This is a genomic window from Butyrivibrio sp. MC2013 (assembly GCF_000424585.1).
GTDB lineage: Bacteria > Bacillota > Clostridia > Lachnospirales > Lachnospiraceae > Butyrivibrio.
The window spans coordinates 232,036-249,470 of record NZ_KE384211.1; the positions used below are offsets into that span (position 1 = coordinate 232,036).

The 17,435-nt window shown below is 37.9% G+C and carries 11 protein-coding genes; all 11 read right to left on the bottom strand.

What is annotated here, in order from left to right; all coding sequences use genetic code 11:
- Positions 1-232: 232 nt before the first annotated feature.
- Positions 233-1,924: a recombinase family protein gene (locus G636_RS0115445; protein WP_026508796.1), complete on the bottom strand. Its 1,692-nt coding sequence runs from the start codon at positions 1,922-1,924 to the stop codon at positions 233-235.
- A 78-nt stretch (positions 1,925-2,002) separates the two neighbouring features.
- Positions 2,003-2,161 carry a hypothetical protein gene (locus tag G636_RS20415; protein WP_004602750.1) on the bottom strand — a complete coding sequence of 53 codons (159 nt, stop codon included), beginning with the start codon at positions 2,159-2,161 and terminating at the stop codon, positions 2,003-2,005.
- 11 nt (positions 2,162-2,172) lie between these two features.
- Positions 2,173-2,733, bottom strand: a complete 561-nt coding sequence (locus tag G636_RS0115455; protein WP_026508797.1) for a hypothetical protein — start codon at positions 2,731-2,733, stop codon at positions 2,173-2,175.
- A gap of 138 nt (positions 2,734-2,871) precedes the next feature.
- A complete protein-coding gene (locus G636_RS0115460) occupies positions 2,872-3,234 on the bottom strand; it encodes a helix-turn-helix domain-containing protein (protein WP_051227072.1) in 363 nt (120 codons plus the stop codon).
- 316 nt (positions 3,235-3,550) lie between these two features.
- Entirely contained in the window at positions 3,551-3,799 is a 249-nt protein-coding gene (locus G636_RS0115465; protein WP_155832416.1) for a hypothetical protein, read from the bottom strand.
- A gap of 173 nt (positions 3,800-3,972) precedes the next feature.
- Positions 3,973-4,575: a transcriptional repressor LexA gene (gene lexA / locus G636_RS0115470; protein WP_026508800.1), complete on the bottom strand. Its 603-nt coding sequence runs from the start codon at positions 4,573-4,575 to the stop codon at positions 3,973-3,975.
- A 196-nt stretch (positions 4,576-4,771) separates the two neighbouring features.
- Positions 4,772-5,902 carry a hypothetical protein gene (locus tag G636_RS0115475; RefSeq protein ID WP_026508801.1) on the bottom strand — a complete coding sequence of 377 codons (1,131 nt, stop codon included), beginning with the start codon at positions 5,900-5,902 and terminating at the stop codon, positions 4,772-4,774.
- Positions 5,903-6,028: 126 nt separating this feature from the next.
- Positions 6,029-9,667, bottom strand: a complete 3,639-nt coding sequence (locus G636_RS0115480; protein WP_026508802.1) for a PIN domain-containing protein — start codon at positions 9,665-9,667, stop codon at positions 6,029-6,031.
- Between the two features lie 50 nt (positions 9,668-9,717).
- Complete coding sequence (locus tag G636_RS0115485; RefSeq protein ID WP_022518940.1) at positions 9,718-10,053, bottom strand: hypothetical protein; 336 nt, start codon at positions 10,051-10,053, stop codon at positions 9,718-9,720.
- 8 nt (positions 10,054-10,061) lie between these two features.
- Positions 10,062-13,772 carry an AAA family ATPase gene (locus G636_RS0115490; protein WP_026508803.1) on the bottom strand — a complete coding sequence of 1,237 codons (3,711 nt, stop codon included), beginning with the start codon at positions 13,770-13,772 and terminating at the stop codon, positions 10,062-10,064.
- 18 nt (positions 13,773-13,790) lie between these two features.
- Complete coding sequence (locus G636_RS18915) at positions 13,791-17,429, bottom strand: sacsin N-terminal ATP-binding-like domain-containing protein (RefSeq protein WP_051227073.1); 3,639 nt, start codon at positions 17,427-17,429, stop codon at positions 13,791-13,793.
- Positions 17,430-17,435: the final 6 nt, after the last annotated feature.

Genomic DNA, 17,435 nt, shown 5'->3' on the forward strand with positions numbered 1-17,435 from the left:
TTCATGTGTCGCCCACTTTCAAAACTTAAAAATTATTTGACTTTTGAAAACATTATATCATCCACTTTCAAAAATCACAATTTTTTTGTTTTTTGAAAGTCGCATTTATTTGTATCTTTTCAACCATTCTTAACAATGAAATGCATACATTTAAAAAGAATGCATGAAAAAAGGAGTCCCTTACGGGACTCCCTTAATGTTTTCATTATGCTATTCGCACAACAATTAGTTGTTAGCGATAGCTGCCTGTGCTGGTGTAGGCACATGACGTATCTTTTATATCACTTGAAGCGGTCGACAGTTGTTTTTTTTTCCAATCGGAAGTGGTCTGCTTATATGCTTCATTTCCAAAGGCAGGATTTAGATACCAAATGAATTCCCCGTGATCATACACCACTCGATCAACAAAGTTATCAATCACTGTATCAGGTATCTTAGCCCTGAAATCATAAGCAGTCATCTTAATGAATTCAGAAAGACTTTCAATACGTCTATCCTTTGCTTCATTATCTTCCAATTCTAAAATCTGCTGTCTACACTCACTATTAATTTTTTCAATGTTTGAAATCTGATCTTCAAGTTTCTTTTTCTTACTGCGAAAGACTTCTCTGGAAATATCCCCGTCAGCACACATATCAACAAGATTAGCCATTTGCTTACGAAGCTTATCAAGTTGCTTCATATTTCGTTCAAGCTTTTCCTTATCATTTCTTTCAGGAGCCTTAACTTCAGCCACATCACTCAACATCGACAATGCTTCACGGTAAATAGCTTCCTTATTGTTTAAAAGCTTTTTAAAAATGAAATCAGCCTGAACTTCCAACTTCCATTCCATAAACGATGAGTTGTCACAGATTCCATCAACCTCAAGGCCTTTCTTCCGTCTGCTTTCAGGTGTGCCTGTTCTTAACTGTCCATAGCACTGATAGATATACGAAAGATTTCCATCTTTTGCCTTGTGAGCAATTCTTCTGTTCATAGCATGACCACAAGTACAAACAAGTTTGTTACCCCAGATATGCTTGCATGGTGACTGACCAATAGATCTGCCATTCTTATCACGCTTTCCGATTCGATGTTTTGCTCTTAACTCCTGAGCACGATCAAAATCTTCAGGTGATACAAGTTTCTCATGAGTGCCTTCCACATAAACCTTTTCAACGGCTCCAAAATTATTGATTTTCTTTTGAACCAGATAATCAGGAACATATTGCTTACGATAAACGATTCTTCCGCAATAAAAAGGATTTCTAAGCACCCGGTTAATATTACCGGACTGCCATCTGGTAAGTCCTGTTGCAGTCTTTCGGCCCTCCTGCTCCATGATGTCCTGAATTTTGCGAACACCATTGCCAGCTAAATAAAGTTCGAAGATTCTCTTCACTGTTTCAGCCTGCTCTTTATTTACAACAAGCTTGTCCCCTACTCTGTCATAGCCAAGAATATTGCCATTGCCATACAGAACTCCATTCTTAAATGAAATCATCTGCCCAGCTTTTACTCGCTGTGAAATCTTCTTACTTTCGTTCTGAGCCAAAGTTGCCATGATTGATAGACGAAGCTCTCCGTCCTCATCATTCATTGTCCAGATATTGTCTTCTGTGAACCACACCTCCACACCGTAAGATTTGAGGATTCTGGTCTGCTGCAGTGTATCAACTGTGTTTCTCGCAAACCTGGATACCTCTCTGGTAATGATTAGATCAAATTTCTTTTCTTTTGCATCCTGAAGCATTCTCATAAAAGATTCTCGCTTGTGAATAGACGTACCGGTGATACCCTCATCAATATATCTATCTACCAGCTCCCAGTCAGGATGCCTTTGTAATAATTCATCATAGTACTGCACCTGATTCTCCAGTGCAGAAATCTGCGCCTCATGCTCTGTAGAAACACGGGCGTAGATAGCAGCTTTTCGCGCCATATTGCACCTCGCATTCCCAATTAAGCTGTCAGTACTATGAGTACATCATACAGCTTAATTATATAATGGTTACTCTAATTACTCAATTGGTAAATCACGCTTTTTCGCGATATACCGCAATTCTTCGTCTGTTATCTTCCCTTCTTTGTTAAGCTGCTTCATAATGTCAAAAGCAGCATACTTAATAGCCATTTCCTCAGCCTCTGGAGGAAATGTAAGCTCTTTTAATTCCTTCACGACCATCCCTCCTAAAGCTTCTCAATGAAATAATTTTCCATGTAGGAAATCAATTCACAATGAATACGGCTTGCCTTTCTTCTGACAACCGGAACAGATACACCAGCTTCTTCTGCCAGTGTATAGTAATCCTTCTCCTGCTTAAGAAGCGGAATGATAAGTTCCTGCTCCTTCACACTAAGTGCATGCAGGTGTCTCTTGAAAGAAGCATATTCATCAGCCATCATTACAATGACATACTCTCTTCTCTTGAATTCCTGTACCAGAGCCGGATCTGATAAAGCATCCTCTGCTGAATTCAGTCCTTTGATAGCTCCCTCAAGCATTACATCAAGAACCGCTTCATCCGCTGTAGGATTACTATAGTTACCCAAATTCTGAATACGGACTCCAAGTTCATCTTTGTGATTGCTACGCTTTCTTTCCTTCTCTGCCTTAATCTCGTAGATCAGTCTCATCTTGCAATCCTCGATGATTCCCTGGAAGGAAGAGTAATTGGAATAAATCAGTTCGGCCCTCTCCCTAGCTGATTTGTCACCGTAGCTTTCATAGATATTAACCATAGTGGCCATATACACCTCCTATATTCAGTTGTGTTTATGTCACTTGGCTGCGCGCCGCTTCGTAACTCTTACACTATTAAGTCTAATTGGAATGCGCCTTATAATCGTTAGCGCGGATGTGGACATAAGGTACACATAATGTGAACCTTAGCCCTCAAGAATCTGAATCTGTCTTAGCATTTCAAGTGCAGACTTCTTTGCTTTGTCAGTCTTCAGATTGTTTAGAATCTCTATTGCCTCATTAACAATAGGATCAAGATTATCCGGTGTGTCACCGTTTAATATATAATCAGCAGATACATGAAACAGGCGGCTCAGCTGTGTAAGCATCTCAGCTGAAACACCTCTGCTGTTGGTTTCATAATTAGAGATAGCAGACTTTCCCTCAAGATGAAGCTCTATAGCAAGCTCCTCCTGGGTAAATCCTGCATCTGTACGTAACTTCTTAATTCTTCCACCAACTGTTGTTACATCAATAGTTCCATTGTTTCTGTTCACTTTTTTCATCATCTACACCCTTTCCGGTGCCTTCCAAAACAGAAGCGAACCGAAAAAGAGCGCAAAAATAAAAAGAGCACTGCAAAACAACTACTAAATCTCTTGGTATGTAAAAACATACTTCAAGTTAGCTTCTGTTTTGCAGGCCCTTTTTAATCTGAATAGATGTCTTACGCCCTTGCTGCATCTATCCGTAGTAAATACGACTCTCTTCACAAACTCTTGGATGCCAGACGTCACTCATTTGTAAGTCTTTTAACGTCATACTGACGACCAATCCAGCAATCTCCCTGGCATCCTCATAAATATTTAATTGTAAATCTAATTGCTACTTACCTAACTTGTTAAGCTTTGCAGCGTATCCAGTTAAACGAGCATGCCTCTTCTTAGCAAGCTCCTCCTCGGATCTATTATCATCGAATACGGATACCTTGCCTTTCTTCACGCACACAACAAGGCGAGCACCGCATTCCGGGCAGACCATATACGAAGTTGTACTAGCTGACTCCATAAGAAATCCACCACATCTGTGGCAGCAAACCACGCATTCCCCAATTTTTTCCTCCGCTGGACTCATCAACATCACGCCTCCTTTGACTTTCAAGCTTGATATCTCTCATTCGGAAAAGGGAAAGAAACCGATATGATGAGCATACTGTAATCTCCCGATAATGGCCTTTCCGTAGTGTAGTCAACACTGCCATCATCAATGCACGACTGGTCTGATCTGTAAAAACTGTTTAGCACACATTACGCGAGGTCTTTAATGACCTTAACAGCTACACCCTGAATCTCACAATCCGAAACAATAATGTCCTTCATAGTCTTATTCTCAGGATGAAGTCTGATCTTCTGATTCTCTTTGTCTACAAAATAGCGCTTCAGCGTGTTCTCATTCCCTACAAGTGCAACAACAATATCGCCATCCGTAGCTTCTGATTGCTTTCTGACAAGTACCAGATCTCCGGAAGAGATTCCAGCCTCAATCATGGACTCGCCATTTGCTCTAAGTAGGAAAAAAGTTCCGTTGCCAAACATAGAAACAGGCAATGACACATATTCTTCTGCGTACTCTTCCTCCAGAGTGGGAACGCCGCAGGAAACAGCACCAAGAAGTGCTACACTTGTAAACTCTGTCTGAACCTTCTCGGTCTGCTCAGTAGAAATCTGCTGGCCATCATATCTGATCATGCCATTGTCACTCATGGCTAACAGATACTTATATGCAGTTCCTCTGGCAATACCGACCGCATTGGCAATCTCTGTTGTAGACGGTGAGTGGCGATAATTCTTGTAGTATTCCTCTACAAATGCCTTAATAGTACCCATAAGCTCTGTAGATTTATGTCTCATACGCCGCTCCTTTCTAAAGGAAGCAATCTGCTTTCGTTACTTCCTATTTGAAAGTATATCACCACGAACACTTGTTTGCAACAATAATCTACAAAATATCAAAAATATCTGACAGCCGCGAAAATCGTGCACTCCCCCTTTTATGATACCTATGGTAACAAAAAACCTGTCCTTTTATAGGGACAGGCTAGAACGGCTATGCTATACGATTATCCTTAAACATGTATTGTATCGGGACATTGTGATTTTTCGAGTAATTACATAAAAGAGTCTTTAAATCTTCATCTACATAATCCCAGTTGCCATAAACCAATACAGTTGAAAAATTCTCCTGAGCAAGTTCGACAGCTTTTTTTATATCCCATAATGAACTAATATCCATATCATGTACGCACGCAGACAGCATACGTTTTTCATTCAATTTACAGAACTTCTCCATTTTCTTGTATTTAAAATGCCTAGAAATAAATGAATCATTTCCCAATAATATTGGAACATACCAATCTCCTTTGGCTACTTCCTCAATTGGTTCACAATATTCAAAACCTAAATAATCACTTCCAAAATTATTTGCTATTACATGTTTTTTCGCTTCATTGTAAATCTCATCAAGCGCACTGGTCAGCTCTGGTGATGGACTATATAGACCATTGACAACTAGCATTAACTGCCACCTTGATACATTAAAGCCATACTCATAGCGTAACATTTTCGATACGAGTTCATAACCAGGAAAAACTACTTTAAATCTATTTCGCAAGTTCCTATCATTAGCGTCCATCCACCTATGGTCTGATTTATATTCTTTATAATACACCGGCTCCTTATTATAACGATTTAATACTTCTTCTAAATCATCAAGAAATTCACTCGGTGCAAACATTTTACCATCAAAAACTCTTTTCATATTAAAAGGGCTAATTTTATACGGCCCAAAATAGAAAAGATAATGCGTCAAAAAGAATATATCAAGGCCTAACCTTTTCCTCTTTTCATTAAGCTGCAATTGGCGTTCAATTATCTTTTTCTTTTTGTACTCTGGATCAAATGCTACACTTTCTGGAATTATAACCTTTTCATATGCAACTGATATAGCATCAAGCAAACATTTCAACTGTGAAATATTACGAGGACTATGTGCTTTCTTAGTCCAGTCTAAAACAGCTCTTCCAGAAGGCATATTCTCTTCATCTTTTTTCGGCAAAGATTTGACATAGTTTTCTATACCTTCTTTACCTCTTCTGATATCAAGTTCTGCACTTAATGTTTCAATGTCAATGTAATACGTTATGCCATTATCAATGTAAGTCTTTTCCAAATAATCCATATCAAATACCTCCTTCTGAAAACAACCATATCACAAATTCAAGTAAAACATTAACGCGAGATTGTTTTTAAGGAGCGCGACTTACTTTTTTTACATTATTCTAACCTTTTTCATATTTTCCGGCTTCTATTGTTCATCCGAAAAATCAATTTGAAACACGCTATCTATAATTTGATCTAGGCCTTCTATATATTTTTGCTCCTTTTTATCAAATACTCTCATGTATGTACGAATCACCAAGTTGCCTTTTTCATCATGCAGAGTATCCATACTATAATGTACTTCTCGTTCCAAGAGTTTATATAATTCAACGGTGAATATTTTTTCTATATCATTTATAGTTTGATCTTCGCCTCTGTTCTGTTGATATTTTTGTCCAACAAGCGCAAAATGTTCTTTAATCCAGTTCTTATAATTACTGTCTTGTTGATCAATCATTCCAATATATTGGTTCCACTCTTCCGTAATTCCTGAGGCAGTGCTCTTAGCTATTCTTTCATAAATATCCTTATTAAGAATATTCATCATATGAAATTGAACCATTTTATTTAGATAACCAATCAAACCACTATCATCTTTTTCGATTGAATTAATATATGCGAGCGGAGTAATACTCTTATTTCCAGCTAATAAATTTAACTCTACTAAAAATATTTCAAATGATATAAGAGCATAATTCTCTGTTTTACAAATTGAAATGGCATCTAAATCAGGAGTTCCTAATAAAAGCCGCAGTTGAGATTCTGGAATATTATTTAACGAAAAGTCCTTCTTATTATCAACTGTAGGTATTTTTTCAGCATATTCTAGCAGTTCAGTTACATACTTCATCAATTCTTGCTTTGAATCATCTGAATTTACAAAAAACTGCAATTGATCATCAACAACAGCTACCGTTCCTCCGCCATCTCGTTTGTTCTCAGAAATAACTTTATCTTTCTCATCTCTTAGTTCTAATACTGTGGACTTCGGCAGATATACATTATTATTGATTAACATCTCAACCGGTACATCTAGTAAAAAAAGAAGGATAAGTGATGAAAACGACAGAATGTAACCTTCCTCATTTATGCAAGCTACATCATTGTCATAATCTATCCATTCTCTAATCAACAATGACGGATCTTTCAAGAATTCATACACTAAAACTATATAATTAGGACGAAAGCTTTGTGATAAAGAAAATAAACTTAATGGTACTTTTGATAAGTCTTTGTAATCTTTAATCAAATCTTGAATCTTGTTATTTCCGAAAGAGTTCTCTTTTAAGAAATTAACAAAGTATTCCCTCATCTTTTCTGGTTCAGAATCTTGAGGTACAGATAGAACTTTTACATTGTCATAATCTATCATTTTTCCAAGACAATATTCGGAAAAACGAGCATCCATAGTTTTTATCTGGACTATATTATACTGAATACTTTCATATTCAATAACCGCCCCAACTTTTTTCCCAATCCAACCTCGCTTTATAGCGTTATCTGTTGGTACAATGAATAAATCATCTAAATTAAGCTCTGATTCTAAGTACTCTTTTGAAAGAATTCCCAAGGATACTCTTCTATTACCATCAACTTCATCTGCGATAATACATGTATTTTCATCAGATATTTCAACTTCACCATTGCCTTTTATATGATTTGTTGAGAAAAACCAATACGTACCATAAACTTTTGACTTAGCATTTTTATTAAATAATAATGATTTCCAATATGTCTTTTTGGCAGACGCTATATCACCACGCCGTTCATAGGCAACTGCTAAGTAAAGATTAATCTCAGGAGTATTAATCTCTTCTGCTGCTAATAATACCTCCTCAGAAATCTCTCTCTGTAAACCAAGTGAGCAATTTAATATATTACCCACAACTGCCTTATCCTCCCTACATTCAGGAATAAGCTCATTCAAAATAGAAAGACCTTCAACCGTTCTATCAGTATTTATCAAGGAAAAAGCACGCAGTTTTTTTAATTTATGGTTGACAAATCCCTTAAGTTCCAAGGCCTGAAGAACATTCAGGCACATCTCATATTTTTTCCAATCAAACAAAAGGTAAGCAATTGCTATATCCGTTTGATTAGTAATATAAGACAACTGCCGATTATTCCATTTTTCCACAAGTACTTTCACGTCTTCCTCATCATGAAAAACTTGTATCTTATCAACCAAGAATTCAGCATACCCATTGCACAAAGCTTCATATTGTCTTATTAAAAGCTTTGCTTCATCATATCTATCCTCTTTTAGATAGGTTTCTATGTAAACTATAACTAATTCCGGATTTTGCATAATATCAGGAATTTCACTAATAAGCTGTTTAGCATTATCGGCACTAGTCTTTGCAAAATATGGAATCATAATACGTGGTTTTTTTGTCTTATTCCATATATCAATGACTTCTTTGTTGCTAATGTCTTCTCCATTTTCAAAACGGGCCAGAAAAATACTTTCAGCTAATTCTTCCTTAATTATTTCCGGAATATTTGAAACAATATCATTAACTCTATGGTTGTTACTAACAGATGCTGCTTGTAATAATATACGCCAATAAATCACTTGTAATTCCTTACATGTTTTGACATATTTATTTTTCTCGCCCCATAACTTTTCAAATAAAGCTGACGATAGTTTTCTAGCTTCTGTTTCACTTTCACAAGTTATTATAGAATCTTCATAATGCCTAGTATCACTTAACAACTCTATAATAAAATTGGATTCTCTAACACCAATATCATCGATAACCTTAGCAACGCCTAAAATACCCTTGCCAAATATATAAATAATCTGGAGATTTTTAATAGTCTCATCTTCTTGCTTGAGTCCAGAAAAAGGCGTAATGTTATAGCATTCAACATTATCCTTTACCTCTTTAGACTCACTGAATAGCCATTCATCACCAATACTAATTTTCTCTACTAATTCTTTAAGGTCTCCTGAAACATTGAACGCTTCAATTTCATCTGTTTTTTTGCACAAATACGAAAAAATTATATTCTTCCTTACAGCATCCTCTCTTATATTTGGATTTTTTATATCATTTATAGAATGAAAAGTCCTATAGCTTTCACCATTAAGAAGTGCCATATTTAGCACCATATTTACCCATATATCAAGGCTTTCACTCTTTTCATGAAGAGCAGGTTGTATGCTCTCCAAAATGTAGAATTCGCCGTTCCAAAAACTATCATTAAGAATCTTAAAGATTGCATTCTCCTGGCTAATCTGTAATGATCCCTTGGCGGATATAGCTGCCAATAGTTCATTCTTAGTATCTTCATTTATCGATTCAAAGCTGTTTATAATTTCTTTCGTATTTCTATCATTATTTTGAATAATTTGCTTAGAATCATCAGTCAAACATTTTTCTCTGTACTGTCTATGTTGTAAAAGCAATCCATTTAAGAATCCTCGAATAGCTTTTTTATCTAAAACAGTAATAGGGTATTCTAATTCTTTCTCAATTCTAATCATTTCAGAATTAAGATATTCACTATCAGTTTCATCTACATGCGCTTTCCCGGTATAAATAAAAAGACGTTCTATAGTCTGATCGTTTTTTATGAATTCAGCAAAAACAGGATTAGTTATAACTGTTCCATTATGCTTTATAAAATATGAGTAACAGAACCTTTTTATTTTTCGCCTATGAAATCTTTCTATAACTTTATTTTTAATCTTATTCTTTCCTGATGATATTTCATCATTAAGAAAAAGGCTTATTATATTATATGCAATACCTGCAGCCTTACCCCATTCAATAACCAATTTGCGCGCCTCGATTCACTTTATTATTTTTACTATAGTCCTTGTACATACTATATTTTTTCCAAATACCTTACCTTCTTACCATGTGCCTTTGCATACTCAATTTCAGAGCAAGTACTATCACCAATATATCCATTAACATTGATTACAAATATTTCATCTGCCATATCAATCTTGCGTTTATGCATATCATCCAGCATTTCTTTAGTCTTGGTGAGAGTTCCTTCATCCATATTTTCCCAGACTTCCTGATCACCAGAATGTCCAAAGAGACCTACGCTAATAACAATGTTGCCTTCCAATGTAAGTCTCTTCTGTGCTTCCATAAACTGTTCTTTAAACCTTGTACTTCCGCAAAGAGTAACAACAGGATACTTACCTTCCATAACTGTATCTAATCCTCATCAAATGTATCTTTTATAATCTTCTCTATAAGTTCTGTATCGATTCCGCCATTGTCATCATCGTAAGTAACGATAAGATTCTTGCCTTCCACAATGCCATTCTTCTCATAGAACTTCTTTTTATCTTCCCACCGTTTCCTGTACTGAGGATCTGTCATCATGCCGCAATGCTCCCAGTACCAGACAACTCCGGTATCATAATCCTCGACCTTGAAATCAGGGCGCTTAATCTTATCTTCCAGCTTCAATTCAGGCTCGTACTCATAGTCGATATGGTGATAATACAAAGCATTCGCAATAGCCACCTCTGACTTGCTACGAACAAGCTCTCCGCGAGCGGTTCTATGAATCAGCTTATCCTCATAGAATTTTCCGCCGACTTTGACAATCTGAGGTCTCAAATCAGGCCCTTCATCCTTAAATACATCAGCAAATAGATCAGTAAACCTTGTAGCTATATCTGAATTTGCATCTGTCGAGTAATTAAGCAGATGATAAGGCTCTTGATTATACAGGATAATAATCTTGTTAAGCTGCCTTGTAAGGGCTGTATAAAGCATTTCCCTTGAAATAATCTGACAAGGTTCAGCCATTACAAGTATGACAGTCTTAAACTGGCTTCCCTGTGCTTTATGCACTGTGAGAGCATATGCAAGTTCAAGTTGTGCCGAGCCACTCTCTTCATCAAAATCCTTCTTGTCAAAGGAATACATATATCCAGGCTGTGATGAAAACTCTACATGCATGTAGTTATTCTTGCGTTTCGCAGAATAGTCACCACATGCTATTCCTATTTCACCATTGGCAATATAATTTCTTGCGTCATCATCCTTCGGCCATGCTTCCTTTTGAGAAGTATTGATTACATTAATTACCTTATCACCGTAAACAATACCCTCTGGGCCCAGGCTATTAGCAATACGCTTACGTGCTCCCCAGTGTTTTGATACCTCAAGATACTTTTCTCTGTATTTGAGATGAATCAAACGGTTCATATTCATAACGCCCTGAGGCATATTTCTAACCGGAGCCAGAATTTGCCACTTGTCAGCCTGCTTTGCCGCGCCAACATTAAAGAATGTGCCATATTCACCGAACTCAGCACCGAGAGCTCTATCAAAGCCTTCCTGATCCTCTACATCTTTCATTCCGATTTCACGAGCCATGATAGATAAGAGTTTTTCTTCCAGTTCCTCTCTGGTGCTCCATTGTTCAAATTCAATATTAGGATTGCCATCACGAAGAATATCCGTAATAACATCGTCATCTGGACGTTCTTCTGTGCTAGTGAACAGCCTTGATAAACGCACATCCATACGGACTTCATCCGCCTTTTGACGACGGTTTACTGTCAGCTCACCATAATGGTCGCAAACCCTCGGGAACCCAGGCTTAAGGTTCATCTTAACCATGTAAACAAGATCTACAAACGGTCTTCCTGCTCCAATCGGAGGAAGCTGGTTTGGATCGCCTACAAAGATTATTCTCTTGGCTCTCTTCAGTGATTGCATCAGAGCTCCAAACATTTCCTCTGTCAGCATAGAGGATTCATCTATGATTACGGTATCCGGCACATCCGCAAATTCTTCATCAGACAGAATGTACCGCATATCGCTAAAATCAAATCTTTTACTACGAACTAAAAACTGGGCTACATTAAGAGCTGTGAAGCCCTTACCTTCTTCACCCATGCTCTCTAATAAACGCACTGTTGCCTTTCCGGTAGGTGCAAGAAGTAAAACTCCACCAGCTTTAATATCAGGATGGCTGCATAATACTGAAAGCACGGTTGTCTTTCCAGTACCGGCATCACCAACAAGTACAGATATTCTTGACTGTGCCAGTTCGTTTAGAATCGCTGCCTTTTCCTGACGAGCTCTCTCCTCCTGCTCAGATATAGGAAGAATTTCGCCAGTCTTCTCATCTACCTCATTAAACTTTGAGTCAAGATAAGCTCTCCAATCCGCATTAAGCGGAAGTCTCGGAGCATTAAGCCTTCTGCTGATTCTGCGCTCGATAATATCATCGAACTCCTGTATACGAACAAGCTTGTAATACTCAGTTCCATCTTTCATTTCACGCTTCATAATCTCTGGAAGCATGAACTTTTCAACAGCCTTAATAATATCCGGAGTCACTGCGCATTCTGGATTAAGCGTAAGGCTTCTCATTGCGTCAGAGAGATTCGTACAAGGCATAATTGTACTACCATTCTCTGCTGCATTTTCCATTACAGAAACTGCAATAGCACGTACTCGGCGCTCATCATTATCAGAAGTAAGCTTAGAAGGTGCTTCAAGTGGATATTTCTCAGCGATTGAAGGGATAGGAAATACCGCTCTATCTACCTTCTTTACAGAAACAAACAGCGCTTCCTGCTTCAATCTTGTCTGCTCATAAATTACATAAGGATTCTCAATAATCTCCCTGTCTGAGCAATTAATACGCTTCTTCTGTCTATCACTCTCTATAAAAAGAACTTTTGCCTGGTCAATACTGATAGACATACGCGATAACAATCTGAATAAGGTCTTTCTTTCCTCAGACATTGCCTTCCATGTCTGCTTCATGATAGGCGTAATTTTCACTGCCAAGTTTTCTGACAGCACTTCTTCCGGAGCTTCAAATACTGTATCAACAATATCCCAAATATTATCTTCCTTAGATGCCTGCTCCCTAATCTGCTTAGCAATAAGTACACCAAGCGGTACCTCCATAGCACTAAGCATCGGTCCAAGCCCCGGAAAAGCTCCTCGGTCTTCCCATACCTCAGCAAGTCTTGCATTAAGCCAATCTAGGACATTGGAATAATCTTCATCAAGGCAATCATTAATCTTTTCAAAAGCCTTTATGCACGAAAGAATCACGTCAATCATTGCATCATAACTAACGTGTTCAGTTGCATAAGAAAACTCTGCGAATGCATCATCAGGCGCAAACACAGTTATCTCATTTATATCAAACTCGGGATGTTCCTCGGCATATGCCATCATCTCCTGATAAGGGATAACAAATCCGTCCTCATGATCAGGTCTAATCGAATGACATACGTGTGTTTCCCATGTAAGTGAACGAAGTGGCTTTTCATCTGTATGCTTATGCTCTTCAGCCTCAACAATTCGCTTAACATGGCCCATTCCGATAATTACCCGACGATGATCCTCTACGAAAGGAACCTGCTTAGCATACGCAACTACAAGAGACTGATCTGGAATCACATCTCCATAAAAATAATCAAATATAGCCTTGTGATTATCTCTTTCCTGAATCCAGTTTGTTTCAAAATTCAACAGAGGCTCTATGCTCTGATCAATCTTTATGCCATAGTTCTCCTGCATGAACTGGATACTGCTTTTCATCAGCCATGCAAAAGGTCTTGATGGGAAAGAATATGCCGGGTACACAATCTCAGTATCTTGAAAATGACCATGTGTAGCCGGATTGGATTTTTTATACGGATGCACAGTTGTTTTTACAAGGTCTTTGTCAGACATAAAGGCAGAACCCTCCCCTATGCAAGGAAGCTTCTCTTCCAAATGTTCCATGCACTGACCACAAATATCTATTTCCTCGGCATCATTACGATTTTCATAGATATTCTTTAGTCTAAGACATGCGTTGTTTTCTCCCGGGAACTGACATACTGTGCCATTCCATCCATTGTCATGCCATGGTACTCTGACCGAAATATGCTGTGCCATACCGTTTACTCCATTCTATTAAAGTCCTATAATTTCATATTCCTTACCCTGAAACGTTACTACATCCCCGACTTTATGCCCTTCCAGTGCTTTATGCAGAGGGAACTTATTGGGCTGCAGTACGTTATCGTAAATTTCATCATTAGCAAATTTTTTCTTGTAACTGATAAACCTTCCTGCTACTGCCACATCCTCTGTTTCTGTAGAAGCTTCATGCGTTCCTATATTTCCCGGAGCATTAAAAGACTCAGCTGCAATAGAATCATCAGCCTCTTGAGTTCTCATAGGATGCATTAGTGGACCGCCAACTCTGCCTTCAATCTCATCCTCTTCTTCTGCAGGTGCTCCATATTCAGCAAGCAGCCTTAATATTTCCTGTATTTCTGCTATATGAGTCTGTGTAAAGTAGAGCGTAGTATCTTCATTGAACTGAATAGAATAATCATCCGAATATTCTTCAATATCAATCGAAAGCAGTGCAGCTCTAATCTGCTTCTTAAATTCTTCCTTATTTCCATCACGCATAGCATGATACTTTGCGGAACATTCTCTGCAGAGACATAGATTCAGTTGTGGCATCTCAATTCCAAAATTTGAAATCTGATCAACTTCAATAAATGCTACAGGCTTCCTACACATCTGGCATATCTTTGTATTACTCGAATTGGTATACATACCAATTGCATAAGAACGATCTGCTTTGGCATTCTTGCTTACACGAATCTGTCTCCATACCTGCTTATAGGTAATAGGATCAGCACAATAGAACTGCTCCTGTACATGGCGAATCAGATAATCGATGTTATTGACTCTATTTACCGGAAACTCCTCATCTCTCCAAGCATTCGGGTCAAACACTTCTCCGTCATCATCATCCCAGTCATCATCATTACTTGCTTCGGACACCTGCAAACCAAGTTCCCTTGCTAACTGAGTAACAAGAATCTTCTTGTCTTGCCTGTTAAGATTAGCGGCTTTCTGGAACGTTTCTTCTGTCTCGTCAGCTTCTTTCTCTATGAATCCCAAAATGGTAAACGCCTTTTTATCTCTGGTGTTATCTCCATAAAGAGCTGTGCTAAGGTCAAATCGAGACATTTCTTTCGGCTTATGCACTTCCAACTCGTTATCATACAGCCATTCATATTGGCGAATCACATTCGTTAGCACACCTGCATTACGAAGTTCACTGGTATACGGATTCATCTTTCTAAACTTCTTCTTACCTTGAAGTTTATTGGCTATACTTAACAGCATTTTCAGAATCTCAGCAGATTTTTTCTTTGCCAAATCATCTTCATAGTATTCTGAAATATATCTAAGATTGTCATCCAGGCCATCGATTTTTATCTCAGGGCAATATTCCCCGAGAGCAACCCAGTGATTATCTCCTACACCTTCCTGTGATCTTCTGCCCTCATTGATTGGCGTAGATACCATACCAAGTTTGGAAAGCGTAGATATAGAAATGCCATTTTCCTCGTAAAACTCTTTGTCAATGGCATACATATCGAAATCGTACCAGTTATCAGGGTCTTCCATTTCTTCTTCATCAAGACCGCTCATCGGAATCGGCGCATAATAAAGTTCAAGATCAATTCCTTCGTCAGAAACAGGAACATAGCAGTCACTTGGCTTACTAAATGTAGCCTTTTCTTCATCCGGTTCTGGCTTTATCTTAATAATATAAGCATCCGTCAATAACTCCTTAATTCGACTCACATCTCCGGTTTCCTTAATTAATGCAAAAATCTGATTCAGATCCTCGACATATTCATCTGTAAAGTCATCATCATTAATAAAGCCAAGGCTATCCTCAATATCAATATATTTCTGTATAACCTTCTCTTTAATGTATTGGAAATTGTTAAACTCCTGGATATGAAATCCGTCCGTCAACACTTTTCCAAACGTATCTGCTATACCTTTGCTTACCAAAGCAGATTGCATCACACTCTTGTATTCACTTGATGCTCCTAGATAAATGGTTGATTTACCATCTACTTCCGCAGGCACAAGATGGTTAAGGCGATTAAGAATGATAGGCGCCTTTCGAAAAGCTTTCCAAGCCTCCTTAAGATCTCTACGTAATCTCTGCTCATAAGGACCACTTCGCATATACGTAAGTCCAGTATCATATACAGATTCTCTATTATCAGAAAGAAAATCATAGAAATCCTTTAGGTTTTCATATTTTTCACCTGTGGTAGGTACAGTTGAATCAGCAAACACAGATAAGTCCGTTGCCAGCTCACGTAATCCATAAACCGGTACTTCTAAATCATTTACTAGCCAGCTATAGTACTCGCTAAATTTTGCTTCACGTTCGTTATTAAAGGCTACGAATACCTTATCTTTAAACACCTGAGAAAATAGTGGCTTATCTGCAAAATCGGCCATTCGAAAAGGAACCGGAAGAATCATTTCTTCTGGCTTTCTGTATGTACCATTTTTATCAGGTAAAAGCCCATTCTCTACAATGACATCCGTTATCTTCTCTTTTAATCCTGGAATAGTCTCATTATCCTCTTCATCCTCAAATGCGCCCAGAATGCTTCTTCTCAAGAACACCTGAGTAATCAATTTACGTTCTGCCAAATCCAGCATAGATTCCGCTATCAAATCGCCTAATTCATCAAAAAGATCATCATTGAAAGAAGAAGGTGCCATAAGTTTTTCTCGTGAAACCGCTGTTTCAAATGATCCATGAATCAAAAAAGGTAAATCGGTCTCATCTCTAGTTGGAAAATAAACCCATACCGAAGAACCATCCACCTCATTGATATTATCTGCACGGCTATTGAGCTTATATGCTACGCTTACTTCTGCATTATCCATTTCAGGATGATCGAATACACGCTTAAATTTCAAATATCGTGAGATTTCCTCTTTATCGTCATAATCAGTTCCTTCAATGCGACATGTAATTAACTTTTCGTCTGTCTCATCCTGTTTCAGCGTAATATAAGCAAATTTACCAGTTTCTTTGTTTACCCAGTAAAGATTCTGAATGTGCGACAAGAATAAAAGAATCTCACCATCCAATTCATCAAGCTTCTTTAATACGTCATCTCCGGGAACCGGCACTAATACGCCGTCCTTACCATACTTCTGAAAAGGAATAACTATCTTAGTTAAATGTTCTTCTTTAGAAAAAGGTACAAAGGATCTTCCTTCTCCTAATTTACAAATAATGTTCTTCTTTTCAGTCTCATAATCCCAGCCATCTGTAATCTCTACAGGGAGAAGGTAATTTGTAATCTTAAAAGCCTCATCATCAGAATAAATTTCGGGCTGGTAGGTGTATTTGAACACGGACTTAAAGCCCATACCAAATCTTCCGATGGTTTGGGCATCATCCCTATCCTTTGTTCCCATGAGCATTGATGAAACGCCCCTAACATCTGCCTCATCAAAAGGCTTTCCATTGTGATAGAACACAAGCTTATCAGGGTAATACTCAATAACAACTTTGCTTGCCGAAACTCCTGTACTCTTATCAAAAGCATCTTCCGCATTTTGCAAAAGCTCATATACAAAATGGTTACTATCTGAGTAATGTCCTGCCAACAGAGCCTCATACTTTTGAGGATCTCTTGTCAAAGCTTTCCACTCATCCTGATTTTGCTCAAATATAGCCTTGTAATCGATTCTTCCCATGGCTGC